The 20,427-nt window shown below is 48.5% G+C and carries 15 protein-coding genes and 2 pseudogenes; 14 read left to right on the forward strand and 3 right to left on the reverse strand.

Annotated elements, in window-relative coordinates; translation table 11 throughout:
* Positions 1–123: 123 nt before the first annotated feature.
* From traC to traN, 6 genes and pseudogenes are all read left to right on the forward strand, one after another.
* Positions 124–1,680, forward strand: a pseudogene (gene traC, locus PSI06_RS15270) (type IV secretion system protein TraC); the annotation flags it as partial.
* Entirely contained in the window at positions 1,673–2,020 is a 348-nt protein-coding gene (locus PSI06_RS15275; RefSeq protein WP_015066569.1) for a hypothetical protein, read from the forward strand. The pseudogene traC and the gene PSI06_RS15275, both read left to right, overlap by 8 nt.
* Positions 2,004–2,516 carry a S26 family signal peptidase gene (locus tag PSI06_RS15280; protein WP_015066570.1) on the forward strand — a complete coding sequence of 171 codons (513 nt, stop codon included), beginning with the start codon at positions 2,004–2,006 and terminating at the stop codon, positions 2,514–2,516. Before PSI06_RS15275 ends, PSI06_RS15280 begins: the two co-directional genes overlap by 17 nt.
* Before the next feature lie 7 nt (positions 2,517–2,523).
* Entirely contained in the window at positions 2,524–3,651 is a 1,128-nt protein-coding gene (locus tag PSI06_RS15285; RefSeq protein WP_289108732.1) for a TrbC family F-type conjugative pilus assembly protein, read from the forward strand.
* Positions 3,635–4,663 (forward strand): TraU family protein, encoded by a 1,029-nt coding sequence (locus PSI06_RS15290; RefSeq protein WP_015066572.1) that lies wholly within the window; start codon positions 3,635–3,637, stop codon positions 4,661–4,663. The genes PSI06_RS15285 and PSI06_RS15290 overlap by 17 nt, the downstream gene beginning before the upstream one ends.
* 2 nt (positions 4,664–4,665) lie before the next feature.
* Complete coding sequence (gene traN / locus PSI06_RS15295) at positions 4,666–8,358, forward strand: conjugal transfer protein TraN (RefSeq protein WP_015066573.1); 3,693 nt, start codon at positions 4,666–4,668, stop codon at positions 8,356–8,358.
* A gap of 141 nt (positions 8,359–8,499) precedes the next feature.
* Here traN and PSI06_RS15300 read toward each other — a convergent pair whose 3' ends face one another.
* Together PSI06_RS15300 and PSI06_RS15305 are read right to left on the reverse strand one after the other, a co-directional pair.
* The gene (locus PSI06_RS15300) at positions 8,500–10,176 is read right to left on the reverse strand and encodes a UvrD-helicase domain-containing protein (protein ID WP_015066574.1); all 1,677 of its coding nucleotides are present in this window, start codon (positions 10,174–10,176) and stop codon (positions 8,500–8,502) included.
* Positions 10,173–11,249 carry an ATP-dependent nuclease gene (locus PSI06_RS15305; protein ID WP_273604200.1) on the reverse strand — a complete coding sequence of 359 codons (1,077 nt, stop codon included), beginning with the start codon at positions 11,247–11,249 and terminating at the stop codon, positions 10,173–10,175. Before PSI06_RS15305 ends, PSI06_RS15300 begins: the two co-directional genes overlap by 4 nt.
* A 147-nt stretch (positions 11,250–11,396) precedes the next feature.
* On the opposite strand from PSI06_RS15305, the gene PSI06_RS15310 reads away from it, so the two are divergent.
* The 4 genes and pseudogenes from PSI06_RS15310 to PSI06_RS15325 all read left to right on the forward strand — a co-directional run bounded on the left by PSI06_RS15310 (position 11,397) and on the right by PSI06_RS15325 (position 16,393).
* Complete coding sequence (locus PSI06_RS15310; protein WP_273605037.1) at positions 11,397–14,375, forward strand: Tn3-like element ISShfr9 family transposase; 2,979 nt, start codon at positions 11,397–11,399, stop codon at positions 14,373–14,375.
* Positions 14,376–14,469: 94 nt separating this feature from the next.
* Positions 14,470–15,201 (forward strand): annotated as a pseudogene (locus tag PSI06_RS15315) (TraM recognition domain-containing protein); the annotation flags it as partial.
* Between the two features lie 9 nt (positions 15,202–15,210).
* Entirely contained in the window at positions 15,211–15,771 is a 561-nt protein-coding gene (locus PSI06_RS15320) for a hypothetical protein (protein ID WP_011788470.1), read from the forward strand.
* Positions 15,758–16,393 (forward strand): DUF4400 domain-containing protein, encoded by a 636-nt coding sequence (locus tag PSI06_RS15325; RefSeq protein WP_011788471.1) that lies wholly within the window; start codon positions 15,758–15,760, stop codon positions 16,391–16,393. The genes PSI06_RS15320 and PSI06_RS15325 overlap by 14 nt, the downstream gene beginning before the upstream one ends.
* Before the next feature lie 26 nt (positions 16,394–16,419).
* Here PSI06_RS15325 and PSI06_RS15330 read toward each other — a convergent pair whose 3' ends face one another.
* Entirely contained in the window at positions 16,420–17,007 is a 588-nt protein-coding gene (locus PSI06_RS15330) for a hypothetical protein (RefSeq protein ID WP_011788472.1), read from the reverse strand.
* Between the two features lie 288 nt (positions 17,008–17,295).
* On the opposite strand from PSI06_RS15330, the gene traL reads away from it, so the two are divergent.
* Genes traL through PSI06_RS15350 form a run of 4 tightly spaced genes read left to right on the forward strand, consistent with a single transcriptional unit; the run spans position 17,296 to position 20,372 of the window.
* Positions 17,296–17,577 carry a type IV conjugative transfer system protein TraL gene (gene traL / locus PSI06_RS15335; RefSeq protein WP_011788474.1) on the forward strand — a complete coding sequence of 94 codons (282 nt, stop codon included), beginning with the start codon at positions 17,296–17,298 and terminating at the stop codon, positions 17,575–17,577.
* A complete protein-coding gene (locus PSI06_RS15340) occupies positions 17,574–18,200 on the forward strand; it encodes a TraE/TraK family type IV conjugative transfer system protein (RefSeq protein WP_000667170.1) in 627 nt (208 codons plus the stop codon). The genes traL and PSI06_RS15340 overlap by 4 nt, the downstream gene beginning before the upstream one ends.
* A complete protein-coding gene (locus PSI06_RS15345; protein WP_020743644.1) occupies positions 18,184–19,080 on the forward strand; it encodes a TraK domain-containing protein in 897 nt (298 codons plus the stop codon). Before PSI06_RS15340 ends, PSI06_RS15345 begins: the two co-directional genes overlap by 17 nt.
* A 2-nt stretch (positions 19,081–19,082) precedes the next feature.
* A complete protein-coding gene (locus PSI06_RS15350; protein WP_273605038.1) occupies positions 19,083–20,372 on the forward strand; it encodes a TraB/VirB10 family protein in 1,290 nt (429 codons plus the stop codon).
* Positions 20,373–20,427: the final 55 nt, after the last annotated feature.

Raw genomic sequence — 20,427 nt, forward strand, 5'->3', positions numbered from 1 at the left:
AGTGAAATTACGAAGCCAATCGTGGATGATTAAGCTTGGAAACGAAAGTAACCCACAGCTGGAGGCTATATAATACAAAGCCTGTAGCATTCTATGTTACTTTAGAGGGGAAAATCCCTAGAACCCCGTTTAGAGACGAAGCGTCAGTGGGCGGTCAATCAGGCCTATGGCCCGATGCTCAAGTTTGTGCCGGTGCTTGCAGCCAAGAAAAAGAGATTTGATGTTCTTTTTGAAGCTTTGCAAGAAGGTGATCGTCCTATTCGGGCAAATATGACTTTGACGCTGTTTTCCCCAACGGAAGAAGCGTCCATCAGTTCTGTTTCAAATGCTCGAACCTATTTCAAAGAACTCGGATTTGAGCTGATGGAAGACAAGTACTTCTGTTTGCCCATTTTTCTGAATGCCCTGCCATTTGGTGCCGACCGCCAGGCGATGAACGACTTGTTTCGATTCAAGACCATGGCGACACGGCATGTGATCCCTCTGTTGCCTTTGTTTGCGGATTGGAAAGGCACTGGCACGCCGGTGATTAACTTTGTTTCCCGTAATGGCCAGATCATGAGTGTGTCCCTTTATGACTCGGGCAGTAATTACAATTGTTGCATCGCGGCGCAATCGGGATCGGGTAAGTCATTCCTGGTGAACGAAATCATCTCCTCCTACCTATCAGAAGGCGGGCAATGCTGGGTGATTGATGTTGGCCGCTCTTATGAAAAGCTGTGTGAAGTCTATGACGGTGAGTTCTTACAGTTCGGGCGAGACAGTGGCATTTGCTTAAATCCGTTTGAAATCGTTGAGGACTATGACGAAGAAGCGGATGTGTTGGTTGGGTTATTGGCCGCAATGGCCGCACCTACGCAGTCATTAACCGATTTTCAGATGGCAAACCTAAAGCGTCAGACCCGTGAACTGTGGGAGAAAAAAGGTCGTGCCATGTTGGTTGATGATGTGGCAGAGGCTTTAAAAAATCATGAAGACCGACGTGTGCAAGACGTGGGTGAGCAGCTCTATCCGTTTACGACACAGGGCGAATATGGCCGATTCTTTAATGGCCACAACAATATTCGCTTCAAAAACCGTTTCACCGTTCTGGAGTTAGAAGAGCTTAAGGGGCGTAAGCATCTACAACAAGTAGTGTTGCTTCAGCTTATCTACCAAATCCAACAAGAGATGTACTTAGGTGAGCGGGATCGTCGCAAGATTGTGTTCATTGATGAAGCTTGGGATCTGCTGACTCAAGGTGATGTCGGTAAGTTCATTGAGACGGGTTACCGTCGATTTCGAAAATATGGCGGCAGTGCTGTAACGGTAACGCAGTCGGTCAACGATTTGTATGACAGCCCAACAGGTAAAGCCATCGCTGAAAACTCGGCCAATATGTACCTGCTTGGCCAAAAAGCTGAAACCATCAACGCGCTCAAAAAAGAAGGCCGCTTGCCACTAGGTGAAGGCGGCTATGAATACCTGAAAACGGTTCATACCGTCACGGGTGTCTATTCCGAGATTTTCTTTATTACCGAAATGGGCACCGGGATTGGCCGCCTCATTGTCGATCCGTTTCACAAGCTGTTGTACTCGTCCCGTGCAGAAGATGTAAACGCGATTAAACAGTTAACGCGCAAAGGCCTTTCTGTTGCTGATGCCATCTCTCAGTTGTTGAAGGAGCGAGGCTATGAATAAGACCACGCTTTGGCCATTTATGGCCTCTATTACTTTGTCTATTGCAGGCAGCGGTTTAATGACCAGCTGGCTCTTAATGAAAACACTCGAACCCATCCACAGCCAGTTGGCGTTAAGTACGCCCATTGCAGTCGTAGATTTTGGGGAGGCGGTGTTGTCACTGGGCCCCAATGCCAGCGAACAAGACATCGAATCCAGGTTGCTTCAGACCAATCAGCAAATTGAAAAGTTAAAAACAGCCGGTTTTATCGTGCTGGATGCCCAAGCGGTGGTGGGTGCTGATGATTCCGTATTTGTGCCAGTAGGCTCAAAGGAGGTGTCTCATGCAGATACTCCGTAAAAGAATGCCTTGGCGGCCATACCTCATCCGGTTGACTGTTCTTGCGTTAATCATGGCCTTGGTAGGCACCTACGCCATGATGCGCTACCGAATAGGTATTGATACCCAGCAAGAGCGCTGCCTGCCTGATACCACGGTGTATCTGATTGACCTATGGAATAAAGAGCCCGTTAAGGATGGTTTGTATGCCTTCCACTCAAAAGGACTTGCTCCGTTATATAACGACGGTACTCGGATGCTGAAACGCCTAACAGGGATGCCAGGGGATGAAGTCAAGGTGACGCCTGAGCATGTACTGGTGAATGGTGCTGAAGTCTCTACCGGCATGGCATTAGCCCAGCGTCTTGGTGTGGCTGAAACAGAATTTAGCCGCTCATTGACGCTGCAAGAAAACGAGTATTGGTTTTCCGGCGAGGCTGCAACGAGTTTCGACTCCCGCTATTGGAACGCCGTTAAGCGCGAGCAGATTGTCGGTCGCGCTTGGCCGCTTTGGTAGGAGGTAGATGATGCAAAGACTATGTCTCTTATTTTTGTTGGTTGCGCCATTGGCTTGGGTTCAAGTGTCCTGGGCACAAGAGCCTTTTCCGTTGTCTGACGAAGACAAAAAGATCGTCGAAATGAGCCGCAGCATTTTACAAAGTGCTGTGGATGGTTCATCTGAATTTATTGAGCCTTTTGCACCGATTGAACAACCTGCGTCGCTCAAACACAACGATGAATGGTTGATTTTTGCGTCGTCTTCACTGGGAGATTCGTCACTGAAGCAGCTATTTAAAGAGGCCAGTGCTACCGGCGCTATTGTGTTGTTTCGGGGAATTCCTGAAGGAAAGACCTTGGGGGCGGCTATCCGTGATTGGCATACGCTGATGACGGGGCTTGATCCTGTTCCTCAGGTTCGAATCGATCCGAAAGCCTTTGTGCACTGGCGGGTGACTAGCGTGCCTGCCATTTTCCGCATAGAAGATGACAAGGTGACTGCAAGTGCACTAGGGGTTTACAGCAACGACTGGTTGCAGCGTCAAATTGAAACAGGCAATACCGGTTCATTGGGTCAACGCGGTCCTATTCATTCCATTTTAGAACCGGATTTGATGCAAGTGGCGATGCAGCGTTTACAGTCGATTGACCTGGGCGCATTAAAGAAAAAAGCCATTGAGCGTTTCTGGTCTCGCCAAACTTTCACTGACTTACCCAAAGCCACGCAGTATCGGATAAGAATGGTTGATCCAACCATCGTCATGAAGCGGCCACTATTGGATGCCAATGGCCGAACATTGATCCCAGCAGGAACGCGTATTAACCCGCTAAAAGCCTTGCCGTTTACTCAGCAGCTTGTGGTGTTTAATGCGTCGAACGCTGAAGAAGTGGACGCAGTTGCGCATTGGCTTGAGACGCAAGATAGGACACTGCGCCGCATTACGCTTATCACCACGCAGCTCGACCGTACTCAAGGTTGGAATAGCCTCAATGCGCTCGAAAAGACATTGGACAGTCCGGTTTACCTTCTCAATGCCTCGCTAAAGCAGCGCTTTGATCTGCAAGTCACCCCATCGTTTGTTCAAGCAAAGGGGCTCGCGTTTGAAATAGAAGAAATTCCAGCAAAGGAGCTTGTTCATGAAAAAGCTCAATAATACGTATCGTCTGTTGCGGACTCTCGTTGTCATGTTTGTCCTGGGCGCATCTATTTCTGCTAAAGCCGAACTGACCTGCCCAGACGCGGGTTTATTGTCCGGTAAGTTGCTGACGGATGTTTGCTGGTCATGCATTTTTCCTATCCGGGTTGCAGGTCTTCCACTTGGCTCTGGCAGTGTCCCAAGCGGCGCATCAAACAAGTCGTTTTGCTTATGTGAAGACAACTTAGGTGTGCCAAGGCCAGGTATTGTTACCAGCATGTGGGAGCCAGCGCGTCTGATTGAACTGGTCAGAACGCCGGGTTGTTCGCCTTCACTGGGAGGGATTCGCTTACCGTTAGGTGATAGGCGATTGCAAGGTGGTCATGGTGAAGGTGAATACGATACCGGTGATCTTGCTTTCTATCATTACCATTATTACGCCTTTCCGCTTTTGGTCATGCTCGATTTGTTCATGGATGGCAATTGCAATGCCGATGGTTACATGGATTTTGACTTGATGTATTTGTCGGAATTGGACCCAACATGGCTGAACGATGAACTGGCCTTTTTTACTCAGCCTGAAGCTGCTGCTGTTGCTAATCCATTGGCTATCTCTGCTTGTACCGCTGACGCTGCTTCATCAACGCTTGGTAAACCCATCGATCAGTTGTTTTGGTGTGCTGGCAGTTGGGGCCATCTCTATCCGTTATCTGGCCACACCTTAGCCTTTGGTTCATTAGCAGAAAACACCAGCCATTTAGCGGCGCGTGCAATCGCGGCTCAACACAGGCGTGGTCTTGCAAGACGAACAATGGGGAGCAGTGCGCTATGCCGACCTGTTATCGAACCCATGCTGCCGAAATCCCAATACAAGATGAGTATGTTCTTCCCTGTACCGGAAACTGAAAGTGCGCATGTCATCGGTGAAAGCACCATGAAATGGGGAGAGTGGCGAACGATCCCCGGTGCCGGTGAAGATGCGCTCTACATTTTGTGGCGCTGGCAAGACTGCTGTAACTCGGGAGGTTAACCATGAAACCAACACTTTTTACCCGAGTTTTAGCGGGTATTTTATCAATCACTATGGCGTGCCTGCCCTTACATGGTGTGGCCGCTGATGTGCAGCGCCAATCCGGCTTAAGCGGACAACAAGAAGGTAAGCAATTGCTGCAAAACTGGACGATGCCCGCACTCAATGGCAATACATTGTCGGTGCCGAATGGCAGTGGTAATGAGTCCATTAACTTGCAAGAGCTTTTCCCTGGTATGGATCAGGGCTCATTGGATGTCTTAACGGGCGTTTATGGCTCTGATGCCAGCATGAATCAATTGGGGACACAGCGCCAAGAGAGCATGGCATCCGAAAGTGGCGCTACGGGTGAAGCATTTCGTTCGCTACAGGAAATCAAAGACAGGTCTCGGCCAGATATGGTCAATGATCCGCTTTGGGCATTAACTGATGCGGTTCAAACTGACCCAAATCTATTAACGCAAAGCTTCCCCGGCTGTGAGTCTCAAGGTGAAGGCAGCCCAAACTACCAGCAATGTGACAGGCTCAATACAGCGGTTAACAGCTGCACGATTACTCACGATTACACGGCAGGCATTATTGAGCATGTTTCAGGACCAATGAACCTTCGCTCTTGTGGTGAGGGATGTCTTGAAGTTTGGATTGGACGAATTGGCGACAACTACTGGAGTGGCCGTTGTAAAGTGTTTGAACAGGCCATCACACTCAAAGTCGTGAACCCCGATGCGATTACCTCAGCCGTTCTTGAATACGCCAAATGGGATGACTACATGCAAGTGTGGCTTGGTGATCAGAAAGTCTGGTCTGGGCCGAACAATAACTTTCCACCAGAAACGGCTGGCCGCTGCGAGCTCAGTACAAGTTGGGAGCGCAATCCTAATACTGACTTAACCTCTAAGCTAAAAGCGGTAGAGCCCGGTTTAGAAGTGCCAGTAAAAATTCGCGTATCGGTAACGGGTAGTGGTGAGGGGTATGCACGTATCAAGGTGCGCTTTGATCCAACCAAGGTGGTGATGAATGATAGTTGGTCGCCACAATCCTGTATCGAACAAGCAGCGGATATCCCGACTAAGTTTTCAGACTACAGCATTCAATGCACGGATCAGCCGTCTTCAACCAACGGATGTACGGTGGTCAATGGTGTTTCAGTTTGTGAATCCTACTTTGCTCCAAGCCCTGTGGCTGGCATATCGCCTTTGTGTCGGCGTGTACAAGTCAGTGTGGATGATGAAAGCTATAAGGGGATTGAAAATCAGGCCTGCCAAGTGCTTGAAGCGAATCCTTCCTGTGGATTCATGTCGTCAGAATGTGCCGAAACCAATGATAAAGGTGAATGCATTCGTTTTACCGATACCTATGACTGTGGATTGCAAACCAGCGATCCAAAGTGCGTGGTATCCAATCTTATGCCGAGTAGTTTTGAGGCATGTGAGCCTACTCAGACGATTACGCCATTTACTGAAACCAAGCATGTACCGGATTACCAGGTGTGCGAGAAGATCAGCACGCTTACTCAGTGTCAGTTAGAACGACGTGTATCCGCTGAAACCCATCAACAAAGCTGGTCCATTGAGCGCGGTTGCTTTAGCTCTGAAACGCTCAGCTTTGTTCCACAGCACAGCAGTACCATGCAAACTGGAAACGCGACGCTGAGAGTGTTTGATAATCAAAATACTGAGATAAAAATCACCGAGTCGCCGTCCAAGGCAAATGGCTGGAAAACGACACTCTCATTGACGGGCAACAAGGAGACGGTCACAGAGACGAAACCGTCCATTAAATACCCTGAAATGACCTGTCCAAAAGGAACCTTGGTTGGCTCATTGTGCAAGGTCGTTAATGGGTCGATTATTTCGTGGCATGAACCGCAGGAAGTCACGCGTTCCAGATGTGAGTCCGGCTGGAACAAAGTCGATTTCGATACTTGCAGCCGAGAAGTTCAGAAGTGTTTGGCTCCTGCGAAACTGAGTGCTTCCTTGACCTTCTCTGGCAAATACTTAGAGCAAGACGTTGTTCATCAATCAAGTGATCCGGGCATAGACCAATGCTTGATGCAAACGGATCAGTTCACTGCGGTGCAGTGGCAGTGTTTGGATACGGGCATAAAACGAATCGACGGGTTAACAGTTGGTAGTGGCGAGTTGGCCAATCTTGGAAGCCTTTATCCGACGGTTGTTTCGTCTCCTGCTCATTTAACCAGTCGTGGCAGCTCTGATGGACTGGGGCTCTCATGCTGGAGGGCAAAAGCGACCTACAATGCTTCGACTGCTCATCCAGAATTCAACATGGGCAGCTCAGATAGCTGGGTAGATGCCAATGGTAATACACAAACCATCGTCAATAACGGACAAAACACGACCACCAATACGTGTGCCGCGCTGGAGCAAAACCCGGCCTGCCAGTATGTCAGAACCGAATGCACTGAAGGCGGGGCTGGTCATGAAGGCTTCTGTTATATCCAAAGTTTGGTGTATGACTGTGGACAAAGCGTTGAAGTGCAAAATGCACGAATGGAAACTCAATACAACTGTGAGGGGCCAGTTCGCTGTATGGGCACAGATTGTTTAGAGCCAGAGTCAATCAAGCAGGCTAACTTTGCAGAGGCCGCCGCGATGCTTAATGCGGCGCAGTTTATGACCAATGATATGTCATGCACGGGAGCTGATGGCCAAGATAACGTCGAGTGTACGGTCTTTAAAGGTAATGCTGGCCAGTGCAAAAAAGCCGTTGGCGGTATAGTGGATTGCTGTGAAAAGCCAAGTGGCGTGTCGTTATCGGATTACATCACAATGATTGTGGCGGTCAACAAGCTTGATACGGCAGTCATGGCCATGAATCCGTCGTCGGCAATCTATGGTTCCTGGAATACGCTTAGGGAGCCAATCACGAGTACTTGGAGTGCGGTCAAAGAGCCCTTTGTGTCTGCTTGGGACTCTCTTATGGGGGCTGGGCCATCAACGGCTGCTGGCGCGGGAGCGGAGCAAGCTGCGACTGGCTTCATGCAGGTGTTGACCAACAAAACGGCTGAATGGGTAGGTACGACCTTTGGTTCGGGGGCGCAATCGGCACTGTTTAGTAACGTTGGTGGCGCAGTTGGAGCCGATGGTGTCGTTTCGGGTGGTAACTTTGCGCTGGGTGGCGCTGCGGGCGCGGTTCTGAGTACGGTTATGACGGCCTACATGATTTACTCAGTCACCATGATCCTCATTCAGCTTATCTGGAAATGTGAGCAGAGTGAGTTTGAGATGAACGCTAAGCGGGTATTGAAGAGTTGCCACTATGTGGGCTCTTACTGCAAGTCTAAGTTCTTAGGTGCCTGTGTTGAGAAACGGCAATCATATTGCTGCTTTACTTCGCCGCTTTCACGGATCATTCAAGAGCAAGTGCGTCCGCAATTGGGCCTTGGCTGGGGCAGTGCGAAATCTCCAAACTGTGAAGGATTGACCGCGAGTCAGTTAAACCAGGTGGATTGGAGCCAAGTCAATCTGGATGAATGGATAGGTATCTTATCGATAACAGGCAACCTACCCGAAGTACCGTCACTGGATCTGGAAAGACTCACAGGCTCAGGAAGTACGCTAAACGTTGATGGAAATCGTCAGAGTGCCGCAGACAGAGCCCTTGAACGGCTAAACGGAATGGATGCCCAGAAACTGCGTCAGGAGGCGACGGAGGAAATTTCGGGGAATAACTAGAAGAAAAAATCTTTGTCAGCTCCAGTATATTTTGGAGCTGACATCGCGCTAGATGTTGCATTATATTTAGTAAAGAGAACGTTTTTGAGGACGGTTTATGGCTTTGCAAGTTTTGAACTGAGTAGTTTAGCTAATGACTTTTTAAATGTGCGTTAAATCGGTAATAAACTGTGCTGCATATTGAAGATATTCCTGTTGTGGAGTTCGAATTACATCCCATCTTTTAGCATAGTTAAGGGGCCTGTCGCGTTGTTTAGCGTATGTAAGAACAAGCCGACGCTTGGCACGGGATACACCAACAAAGAAAGCACACAGATTAGAATCTTGATCCCCAAAAAATATTTCGTTCTCAACGGCCAAAATTATCGTTGAGTCGAACTCCAATCCTTTGCTCTTATGGATAGTCAGAATACGCACAGCCTGATCATCAGAGAAACGAGTCAAGGCTTGAGGCAAGTCGGGGGTAAGTTCAAGCAATTCTTCAATGCGCGCTTTGGTATCTCCCACAACTTCACCTAATCTGGCATGTGACTCATAGTCAGGCGAGAGAGCAACAAGAGTCTCCATTCCTATTTTCTTCAAAAATCTACACACAGAATCCCACCATCCCGAAAACGGTTCATCCAACAACTCGGCCATGGCGATGATTTTTCGCTGTTCCTTGAAGAAGCTTTGGAAATTTTGCCTGACGCTAGACTGCACCTCGTCATCGGCAAAGGGAATCAATTGATTCATCAGCCGAATCCAGGCTTTGGGCTCTCGCTGGCCATAGAGACAGGACAAATAGTCAACAACGAGCCTTGCGGCAGGTTCGACAGTAATATCCTGCATCTCCTGCTCATTCCGGTACGGTATTCCCCTAACTTCCAATGCCACCATCAGGTGATTGGCGTAAAGATCTAGTTGTTTGGACACTAATACGGCGATTTCGGATAACGGAACCTGTTCATTTCTTATCCACCCGGCAATCAAATCGGCCAAGTACTCAGCTTCACCCTGGGCATTCTCGAATTGCCACGCGAAGACCTCTCCCTCTTCACCAGCAAGTTGGTGATCTGGCATGACGGAAGCCGGATCGAGCACGCGAATTATCTCGTTCTGCATCCGAAGCAGGCGTGGTTTTGAACGAAAGTTTCGGTACATGTTTAATGGGACCGCTGAAAAATCCCTAGCGAACGTTTGGAAAATTCCGTCCAATGCACCTGCCCATCCCATGATTTTCTGCTTGGTATCACCGACAGCAGTGAGACGAATGCTCGTACCTTGGAAGGCTACCTTCACGAGTTCATACTGCTGATCCGTGCAGTCCTGGAATTCATCCAAGAAAACATCGCTGTAAGTTTGGCGTATGGCATTTCTTGCGACAGTGGAGGCCTTAAGAATTTGAATTGCTAGCGGTACAAGATCATGAAATGTAATTTGCCTTTTTGTGACTTTTCTTTCGCCAATCGAATAATCCAGATCAAGAGCATCATTACCAGTAAGCACTACTCGGAAGCGATCAATAATACGCTTTGCAAACGCATGAAATGTGTAGCTATCAAAACGGGAAGCCAATTCTTGTCCACAGCGTTGCTGGATTCGCTCCTTCAAGTTTTTGCTGGCGTCAACTTTGAAAGAGATAGCGAGTATTCTCTTCGGATAACGGCAGGTTCCGGTTCGTAGGAGGAAGTCAGCTCTTTGTGCAAGCATTTCCGTCTTGCCCGCGCCCGGCCCCGCCGTCAGTGCAAGACAGCGCGCTTGTTCCTTCGCAGCCCGCAGTGCATTGGGTTCAAGAGTTAGCCCATCCGAAGGCAGCCATGCATCTACAGCAATCACTCGGGCAGTTCCGCAAGCTTGGCGATCACGGCATCAGTGAGTCGTCCAAATGATTCAGGCATGTTCGCCAGCAAATCCTCGTCGCTTAGTTGAGCGAGAGCTTCGATATGAGCAGCGGGCTTGCTGCCCAGTTTAAAAAGCTTGTGATACGTAGAGAAAAGATTTAACTCGTCATAGCTATATTGGGATGGGTCATGATGGCTCTTGCCTAACACGGCTTTAATTGTTGAGTCATCCGGAACTTCCTGCTGAACACCGTAAGCATCTGGGAAAGCAAGGAGCATTGAAAAATCTAAATCCATTGGAAATGAGAAAAACACACCACGCATTTCCAGCTCTGCAAATACACTCTTAGTGCCGTTTTCAAAGAAGTGGTGGGTACGAACAGGTACTTTGTCATCATTCCAATCTGATAAAGAAAAAGTATTTGGCAGAACTTTTTCAGGTTGATATAAGCCAAGTTGGTTATTTACATACTTTATTCTTCCCCAGCCCGCTTGATATCTGCCCACATCTAAATCGAGAAGGGTCAAAAATGGGATTTGCAGTGCTGATAACAGGCGCCAAAAATGATTGACATGCCTACCTCCAAGCGGAGCAATCGTAACCGCTGATTCATCAACTGGCGCACCCTTTGCTTGGAAAAGGCGCGGTAGTACAATTTCTTCGCTATCCCCTTCACCCAACACAACCAAACGTGAGAAGTAAATCTCAGGGAATGCCTGGACAGCCTCGCGTACAAACTTGTGCGCTTCATCGGTTTTAGCGGGTAATTGGATTTTCGTAATTCTTGATTGCCGGGTTTCGGTAAGTCGAAGATATCGAATATGTTCCGGATCGACACGTCGTAACATTGACGGAGCATGCGTAGCGATTAGGGCCTGAGCATCCTCGTTGCTCGTCATGGAGTTCAGAGCGCTGACAATCCGCCCCAGATAGTGAGGCGAGAGGCTGTTCTCTGGTTCCTCAAGGGCAATCAAAGTAAAGACTGGCGGACGCAATTTTTCTGGGTCAAAAGAGCCGTCCTCACCGGCAAGGACAGCACGCCCAATTGCTTGAGATGAAAGAACCAATGACAGATGGGGTTCTAGGGATTTTCCCCTCTAAAAAGACATAATCCTCTGTAGACCACACCAATAAATGGCTGCGGAGGTGGGTTACTACTTATAAGTGTGGCAAATTAGGTAAATATCGTACATTTAATACGGAACAGCCCTGATATGGCCATCAAAAACGAAATTACTATTCTCACGAGAGCAGAACAGGCAGATCTTTATTCCCCACCCATTTTTTCAATCGAAGAACAACGTCTGTACTTTTCTCTGAACGATGCGGAATTGGCAGTTTTTCGGTCAATTCGTCTCAGAGCTCATAGATGTTACTTTGTCGCGATTTTGGGATACTTCAAATCAAAGCCCGTCATCCTAGATATCGCTTACTCGCAGGTTTCTAAGGATTTAATGTTCATCAGTAAAGAGCTGCTTGGCGGCAAGGGGCTCAGACCATTCACTCCCTCACAAAAACAAAAAGATCGACTCTACGCAAAAGTATTAGACCTTGCTGGTTATCACAAATGGGACGAAAGTCAGCACTTCAATTCTCTTTTCGACCACCTTGTTCAGGTGGGCAATGCCTGGCTGGAGCCGCGTTACCTCTTTGATACTGCTATTGAATTCCTAGCCAGTCACAGCATTGCTATCCCCAGGTATACCGTACTCCAGAGACTGATAAGCAGAACAATGCAGCAGGTCAGAAAAGACCTGGCGCACCAACTTAATCAACTCACCAGTCCTGAACTTCACGTCTTTCTGGACAGCATAACAGCCATTGATGACGGACTAAGCCTGAACCAGCTCAGAGGCGGTGCAAAAAGTCTGACCGTACCTGAGCTTAAAAAAGAGCTTGCCCTTTATCATCAGTTAGCGCCATGGCGCACGCAAATCAATGGCGTTATCGATGGGCTTAATCTGTCTCTTAAAAATCGACAACACTTCGGTGAGCTCATCAACTATTACGGCAGTAAACTCAAACGATTCAAACGCGCACAGCAGCATCTATGGTTGCTATGTCACCTGACAGAGCGGATACAACTGGCACTGGAACGGTTAACTGATGGGTTCATTTACCATATCCGCAAGCAACAAGAAGCTGCCAACACCTTTGCACAACAAGCAGTGTTCCTGTCCTGGCAGTCAGCCGCGGACAATGTCACAAAAGCGGCAGAGTTACTGCATCTGTTTGTGGATGAGAACATTGATGATAATCAACCCTTCTCAGTAGTCAGACAACAGGCATTGAAGGTCATGAATGACAGGGATATCCAGACCCTCTGCCTTTACCTGAAAAAACAGAAACGGACCGTGGAAGAGTACCAGTGGCAACATTACGATGAACAATGCAATCTCCTGAGGCAACTGTTAAGGCAGGTGTTCTTGTGCCTTGATTGTGAGGCCGGTAAAGGCTCAGAAGCCGTCGTCGCCCAACTTCAACAGATTCAGACGGAAATCGCATCCGGTGGACCACTGAAGACGATGGATACGTCGCTCATCCCGAAAAAGCACCTCCCATGGTTGGTTAAACAGGATAACGTTAACCCGCAACGTTACGAATGGCTGCTCTACCGCCAGTTGACTTCGCGACTGAACGGACGCATTTATTTGCCAAATGTTACCAAATACCGCGCACTGGAAGACGACCTGATCCCCCAGACATCGCAGGATACCTTGCTGGCCTCATCAACACTGGACAGACTAAAACAGCCCGCAGAGTTATTGTTACAGGAGCAACAACACCGGCTGGAAAGTGCGCTCAAAGACGTTGCTCTCCATATTGATGAGGGAGACAATCGAAATGTGATCATGAAAAATCGTACCGGTACCCGCTGGCGTCTGCCGACCAAAAGCGCTACATCTCTGGTCAACAATCCCTTTTTTAAGCGAATGCAACCGGTCGATATCGCGGATGTACTGCGGTATGTAGAGCGCGAAACCGGGTTCATGAAATGTCTGACTCATGTACTTCCGATACAAAAACAAGGGTTCACTCATCAGGATGATTTACTGGTCATTCTGATTGCCAACGCCACTCACCGTGGTGTGTATGGCATGGCGCAGATCTCCGATCGAAGCTATGAACACCTGAGTACGGTGCAGGCCAACTATATCCGGCCTGAAACGCTGCATGATGCCAGCGATGTGATCAATAATGCGGTTGCAGCGCTACCCATCTTCCGCCACTACCATATTCAGGAGGACCAGTTGCATGCCAGTGCGGATGGTCAGAAATTCGAAACCCATCTGGAAACCTTTAAAACCCGGTACTCCTCTAAGTATTTCGGCACCAATAAAGGGATCACGGCCATGACACTGGTAGCCAACCACAGCGCCCTCAATGCTCGGATCATCGGTTCCAACGAGCACGAATCACACTATATTTATGACCTGTTACAATCCAACAGCAGTGAAATCAAACCTGACGTACTCTCGACAGATACACACGGTGTCAATCATGTTAACTTCGCCTTACTGGATCTATGCGGTTACAGTTTTGCACCGCGATACGCGCAGTTCAGTAGTGTCATCAATGATCTGTTTGACGTAACTGAAAATGAACACGGCGGCACCAACCTTGCCCTGAAAAAGCCCATCAGGACGAATGTCATCGAAACGGGATGGCAGGATATTAGGCGCATTGTTCTGTCACTTCAGACAAAGCGAACGACACAGGCAATGCTGGTAAGAAAGTTGTCTGGTTATCCTTCGGGGCACCCGACATTACAGGCGCTGACGGAGTATAATCGACTGGTCAAAGCGCAATATTTACTGGATTACATAGACAATGCCAGTTTGCGGCAGTACGTTCAGCGTGCCCTTAACCGGGGAGAAGCGTGGCACTTCCTGAGACGGGCTATTGCGTCGGTGAATGGCGATCAGTTCCGAGGCAAAAACGAGAGTGAAATCGCTATCTGGAATGAATGTGCAAGATTGCTTGCCAACGCGATCATCTACTTCAACTCCGCGATACTGAGTCATCTGCTGGGACACTTTGAAGCGAGAGGAGATGAAGAGAAAGCGGGTATCACTCGTGCTGTTTCGCCCGTTGCGTGGCAAAATATCAACTTAAGCGGAACGTATAACTTCACTAATACTGGGAAATTGCCCAATATTGGCGAAATAACAAGGCCGATAGTGGATGATTAGGCTCCAAGCTGAAAGTAAACCACCTCCGCAGCCATTTATTGGTGTGGTCTACAGAGGATTATGTCTTTTTAGAGGGGAAAATCCCTAGAACCCCAAGATGGTGGCCTCACTGATGCCGGTGCTCAATATGCTCACATCAAGTGAATTAGGGCCACTGTTATCACCGATTGCAAACGATGTGGATGACAGCCGGTTAATTACGGATTCTGGCCGTATTATCAACAATGCCCAAGTGGCGTATATCGGCTTGGATTCATTAACTGACGCCATGGTTGGCAGCGCCATTGGTTCGTTGCTTTTGTCCGATCTCACTGCTGTGGCCGGTGATCGCTATAACTATGGTGTTGAAAATCGTCCCGTAAATATCTTCATCGATGAGGCGGCTGAAGTCGTCAACGATCCCTTCATTCAACTGCTCAACAAAGGCCGTGGCGCAAAAATGCGTTGTGTAATTGCTACTCAGACCTTTGCTGACTTTGCAGCTCGTACAGGCAGTGAAGCTAAGGCTCGCCAGGTGTTAGGTAACATCAACAACTTGATAGCCCTTCGGGTGATGGATGCCGAAACGCAGCAGTACATTACCGACAATCTGCCTAAGACTCGGTTGCAGTACATCATGCAAACTCAAGGTATGTCGTCCAACTCGGACAGCCCCGCGTTGTTTACCGGCAATCATGGCGAACGCTTGATGGAGGAAGAAGGCGATATGTTTCCACCGCAGTTATTAGGCCAGCTTCCCAACCTGGAGTACATCGCCAAGCTTTCAGGTGGCCGCGTGATCAAAGGCCGCATTCCTATTTTAACCAGCTCTACACAGGCAGCATAAGGAGTCTGTATGCATCATTCTGTCTGTCTGAAAATGACAACACTTACCAGTAAAGAAATGCTCGCTCAGTGGCAGCAACATAATCCCCAGTTCAAGGAAACCTTAAGACTACTTGAAACCGACTGGCCTCATGCTTTGGCCTCAGTGCACTGTTTGGCGGACTATTTAACAGATGCGCTCACTTTAGATGGCCATTCCATCTTTGATTTGTGTCTGTGTAATGGCTTGGGCAGTTATGAAGAAGTCAGTTGTGATGATGATAGTGTACGCCTTTGGCATTTCATTGAGGCACTGACCTGGGCTGCCGCCAGTGCTTTAACGGGGATTCGCCTGCGTGATCCTGACCATTTCGAGTGGGCCGCCGTGGATGGTGTGTATTTCCACACCTGGATTCGTAATCGTCCAAATCGGATGGCGTATTTGGCTGAAGGACGTATTGATGTGCGTTATGTCAGTGACCATACATCGACAAAGCGGCTTCAGCAAGTGATTAAAGCTCGGATTATGACGCCAACCGTTGCAGCCATGCTGGCGCGAGTAGAAGAGGATGTTTGGCATGAGCAAGCATAAGTCCGTTTGGCTGCTGTGTCTGGCACTGATGCTGGAGATTATTGCCATTGGCGTGTTAGTGCCCGGTGATTGGACTGGCCGGGTCATCAGTAAAGAGAAGCAGATGATCCAAAACCAATTGGGCGCACAAACAAGCTATTGGATTGGTCAAACTAGCCATCGCTGGTATCAGTCATGGATTGTGGATACGCAGATGGAGCAATCTGTGCGTGATTTTCTAATCCCCACTGAAGAACAGCGACTTCGTTCTAAAGGGATGGAGAACATGGGAGGCTTTTGGTTTGTGTGGGTAGAAGACCGTATTCAGGCATTTTTTGATGTGCTGTACCAAGTGTTCACTCGATTTGCGTTGCTGATGGTCTGGTTGCCCTTTGCGCTTATTCTCATGTTGCCGGCGTTGTGGGATGGCTTAATGACCTGGAAGATTAAGAAGACAACATTTGATTTTTCGAGCCCTATCATTCACCGCTACAGCATGATTATCCTGGGCTCAGGTGTCATTTTGCTGTTTATGGGATTGTTCGCCCCACTGGCTATTCCACCGGTGGTGTTACCGTCGCTGATCATCGGTTTGGCATTGATGGCGGGGTTGGCGTTAAGTCACTTGCAGAAGAAGATATGAGGCCCATCAGGCCTCATCTTGTAGAGCTAAAACCTTACGCCTACGGTATTGCCGTTCTCGTCTTCAGCAGGCAAATGGTAAGTATCAATAAGGTGGCCTTGAAGCCAAATATATTGAGGCATCCAAAAAGAGTACTGTCGTATAAGAGCCAATACTTCTTTTAACGGTTTGTTTGCATGAGGCTCGGCAAGACGAAAGTACATGAATGAGCAATCATCTCGAAAATACTCATGAAGCTCTGAATCCGATAGCGTTTCTTTTAGCGGCCTGTTTTGTTCGTCGTCCTCATCAGGGGAGTTGGCATAAATTTCAAATAGCTGCTTTTCAGTAAGTATCTCCAATAAGTGGTCTTTAATTAAAACCCCATCACTGGTATCGACATCCATACCATCTTTGACATCAAAAGCCATGACACATCCAGAAGATAATGCCACTTCTGATGGTTTCAGTACGTCATTAGCTTGTACAACCTGATGCCAATGATTAAAACCAGCAGATACTGCAATTTCATCGAGTGCTTCAGTGTGTGTAATGGATTTTTCACGTTTAAGCTTTCGTGCTTTTTGCTTTAAACGTTCAACCGAGGCAGAGGAAATGATTTTAGTAATTTGCATTGAGTTTCTCCTATTAGCGAATACGGTGCCCACTGCCGAGGTCGCAGAAAAAACCTAAGCAAAAAATAAATTTGATATGCATGTCGTCCCGTCCGGGTTTGCTAAAGTGGGCAGCTGGTCTCGACACGACCAATATCCCCATCATATCAACCGCATCAAAAAGATCAATTGTTAGTATTGTCTGATTAGAACCCTCAAAACCTTCAAGAATTCGGCATCTAGCTGACCACTGAAGCTGCCAATCCCGAGGCATCCTTCACTTCTCAATTCAAACAACGAGGAGTGACTATGGAACCTGTAAATATTCCATCCTATATCGATGACCCGCCGCACTTCCTGCTTTGGAGTGCCGATGAGATGGCTCCCATTCTGTTGGGGCTAGTGATCGGCATTTTTACCGGTAATGCCTTGGTTTTATGCCTGTTGGGGTTGGTAACAACCAAGCTCTATCGGCGTTTTCGTGATGGCCGCCCAGATGGTTTTATTCTTCACGCCATCTACTGGGGCGGACTGTTGCCAACCAAAGCCAAGACGATCCCTAACCCATTTATCAGGAGCTATCTGCCGTGAAGTTCGACGTGTTTTTAAAATCATGGCAAGGCACGCAATTAGAGAACCGATGGCAACGGTTCCTGATTGCAGTGCTGGTGCTATCTAACTTGCTGCTTGCGGTAGCGGCATTTTCTCGCAATACCGTGGTAGCCATTCAACCGCCAACCTTGTCTGAAACGGCTGAAGTGTCACGAAACCAGGCTACTCAGCCTTACTTGGAATCCTGGGGGCTCTACCTGGCTGAGCTTATGGGCAACGTGACGCCGGGTAATGTGTCTTTTATCCGGGTTGCTATTGAGCCGCTACTTTCTCCAGCGGTGTACCAGCAAGTGGTCGATGCACTGGAGATTCAGGCAAGACAAATCCGGGAAGACCGAGTCACGCTCAAATTCCAACCCAGACAAGTGGAGTATGAGTATGAAACCGGCCATGTCTTTGTGACCGGTTATTCCTTGGTCTCTGGACCATCTGGAGATGAACAGCGCCAAACTCGCACCTATGAGTTTGACATCGATATTGAGCAATACCGTCCAAAGCTCAGTTGGATGGATACGTATGAGGGGCAAGCTAGAACGAAGCGAGTTCGTGAAAAGTTGACCCAAGAGCAAAACCGGAGGGTGAATGATGCGAACCAAAATTAGTCGATGGATGATACCAAGCTTAATCGCAATGAGCTTGAGTGGCGTCCTGTTATCTCAAGCTTCTTATGCAGACGTGGAATTGCCGATTGTACCAGCCAGTGTGATGAAGCAGTCTGCTACTGCAAATCCACCGGTTCAAAGCAATTCGGTTGCAGCGGATACGCCAACAATGCTACTGATGACACCGGGGGTTAATGAACTGATCCCTGTAGCACTTGGTCATCTGAATCGGATTGTGACGCCGTTTGAATCGCCTCAGGTGAGAACAACCAGTGATGCTCAGACGCAAATCAAGGGGAATGTTGTATATGTAGCCACGGACAAAGAATCACCGGTTTCACTTTACATCACTCCGCCTGGTCAGGAAGCTCCCGCATTATCTGTCACCTTAGTACCTCGTCGTATTCCACCGCGTGAAATCACCTTAGCTATTGATGGTCAGCAGTGGCCTATTAAGGGCGTCGTGAACCGAAAAGCCGCCACTTGGGAAACGGCTCAGCCATACGTCGATAGCTTACGTGATTTACTCAGACGCCTTGCACTAAATGAGTTACCACAAGGCTATGACATCCGTTTAGCTGGCCAAACTGACACAAGCCCGAAATGTTTTCAGCCTGGCTTAAAGTTTGGTTTTAAACAGGGGCAAATTGTGACGGGACATTACTTCACCGTCTATGTAGGACTGGTTGAAAGCTTTGCCGATGAGCCGATAGAAGCCAGTGAGATAGCCTGCAATGCACCAGGTATAGTGGCAAGCGCCTACTGGCCTCGCAATATCTTGTTGCCGGGCGAAAAGACTGAGTTGTATGTGGTTGTTCGCAATCATCGTGAAGAAGCGGTGGAAAGTCAGCGACCTTCGCTTCTTGTAGGAGGTGAATAACGATGAAAGCACAATGGGAGCAATTGAGCCCGAACATGAAGCGGGGCCTATCGGTTGCAGGTATTGCTGGTGGTCTCATCCTTATGGTGATGGTGTTTTCACCTAATCCTGACGATGGCGCGAACAGTCGGAACCGGCAGGAAACGATCCGGCACATTCTTACGGATACCAATACTCGTGATGTTGGGGTCGATAGTTTGGCTGCGAACGTAAAACTACTCAGTGAGCGCAATGAACAGTTACGTCGTGAAGTTGAGCGCTTGCGTCGTGACGTCGATTCAGGACGGCTAAGCCCAGGTTCGCCTTCTATACCAAGTGAGGTCAATGCGGAGTTGGTTCGCCTTCGAGCGGAACTTAATGATGTTCGCGCTGGAGGTGATGCAGCAGTTGAAGGCACAAATAGCCGTTTTGAAGTGCCTTTATCTGCCATGGAATTGCCTAAAGACGAAAAGCCACTGCCGTCTAACCCAGACGACTATTTTGCCAATGCGCCGCTGCCAGATCCGCTCTATCGGCAGCCAGCCAGTGGCCAAGGTTCACGAGCACGGGATGTTCCATTGCCGCCAATCACGATTCGTATGATTGAGCCTGAAGTGGTTGCTGAACCAGAGGTTGTTGTGCAAGAAGCGCCGCCTTTGTATTTACCGGCGGGCAGCATCATCTCAGGTACTTTGATCACAGGTTTGGATGCACCTACTCACGAGTCCGCAAGACGCGAACCTTTTCCTGCATTGCTGAGGATTCAAAAGGAAGCCATTTTACCCAACCGATTTAGAGCGGATATCAAAGAGTGTTTCTTGATCGCCGCAGGTTACGGTGATTTGAGCTCTGAGCGTGCTTATTTGCGAGGCGAGACCATTTCATGTGTGAGAGAAGACGGTGGCGTCATTGAAACACGACTGGATTCTTATGCTGTAGGTGAAGACGGCAAAGCCGGCATTCGTGGCCGATTGGTGTCGAAACAAGGCCAGCTGGTGGCCAAGTCGATGATGACCGGATTCCTTCAGGGCTTGGCTGGCGCATTTGATGTAAATCCTGTTCCGACGATTCAGACGGGTAATGCCGGTGATACTCAGCTGTACCAGCAAGTCATGAGCCAAGAAGCATTACAAGGCGCTGCGATTAAAGGCACAGGTAAAGCATTGGATAGAGTGGCCAAGTTCTATTTGGACATGGCTGAAAATATGTTCCCAGTCATAGAGGTAGACGCTGCAAGGAAAATTGAAGTCATAGTCACTCGTGGTGCCTCGTTGTCGTTGGCCACTTCTCAAGGGGGTGGTGCAAGAAGATGAAAAAATCCTGCATGTTGCTAACCGATCGAAGTCCGTTTCAGACAATAAGATGTGT

The organism is Pseudoalteromonas sp. GABNS16E (assembly GCF_028598715.1).
GTDB lineage: Bacteria > Pseudomonadota > Gammaproteobacteria > Enterobacterales > Alteromonadaceae > Pseudoalteromonas > Pseudoalteromonas atlantica.

Excerpts from the sequence above, each read along its gene's own strand:
- PSI06_RS15275 (WP_015066569.1), top strand. The coding sequence starts at position 1,673 with ATGAATAAGACCACGCTTTGGCCATTTATGGCCTCTATTACTTTGTCT.
- PSI06_RS15280 (WP_015066570.1), top strand. The coding sequence starts at position 2,004 with ATGCAGATACTCCGTAAAAGAATGCCTTGGCGGCCATACCTCATCCGG.
- PSI06_RS15285 (WP_289108732.1), top strand. The coding sequence starts at position 2,524 with ATGATGCAAAGACTATGTCTCTTATTTTTGTTGGTTGCGCCATTGGCT.
- PSI06_RS15290 (WP_015066572.1), top strand. The coding sequence starts at position 3,635 with ATGAAAAAGCTCAATAATACGTATCGTCTGTTGCGGACTCTCGTTGTC.
- traN (WP_015066573.1), top strand. The coding sequence starts at position 4,666 with ATGAAACCAACACTTTTTACCCGAGTTTTAGCGGGTATTTTATCAATC.
- PSI06_RS15310 (WP_273605037.1), top strand. The coding sequence starts at position 11,397 with ATGGCCATCAAAAACGAAATTACTATTCTCACGAGAGCAGAACAGGCA.
- PSI06_RS15320 (WP_011788470.1), top strand. The coding sequence starts at position 15,211 with ATGCATCATTCTGTCTGTCTGAAAATGACAACACTTACCAGTAAAGAA.
- PSI06_RS15325 (WP_011788471.1), top strand. The coding sequence starts at position 15,758 with ATGAGCAAGCATAAGTCCGTTTGGCTGCTGTGTCTGGCACTGATGCTG.
- PSI06_RS15330 (WP_011788472.1), bottom strand. The coding sequence starts at position 17,007 with ATGCAAATTACTAAAATCATTTCCTCTGCCTCGGTTGAACGTTTAAAG.
- traL (WP_011788474.1), top strand. The coding sequence starts at position 17,296 with ATGGAACCTGTAAATATTCCATCCTATATCGATGACCCGCCGCACTTC.
- PSI06_RS15345 (WP_020743644.1), top strand. The coding sequence starts at position 18,184 with ATGCGAACCAAAATTAGTCGATGGATGATACCAAGCTTAATCGCAATG.
- PSI06_RS15350 (WP_273605038.1), top strand. The coding sequence starts at position 19,083 with ATGAAAGCACAATGGGAGCAATTGAGCCCGAACATGAAGCGGGGCCTA.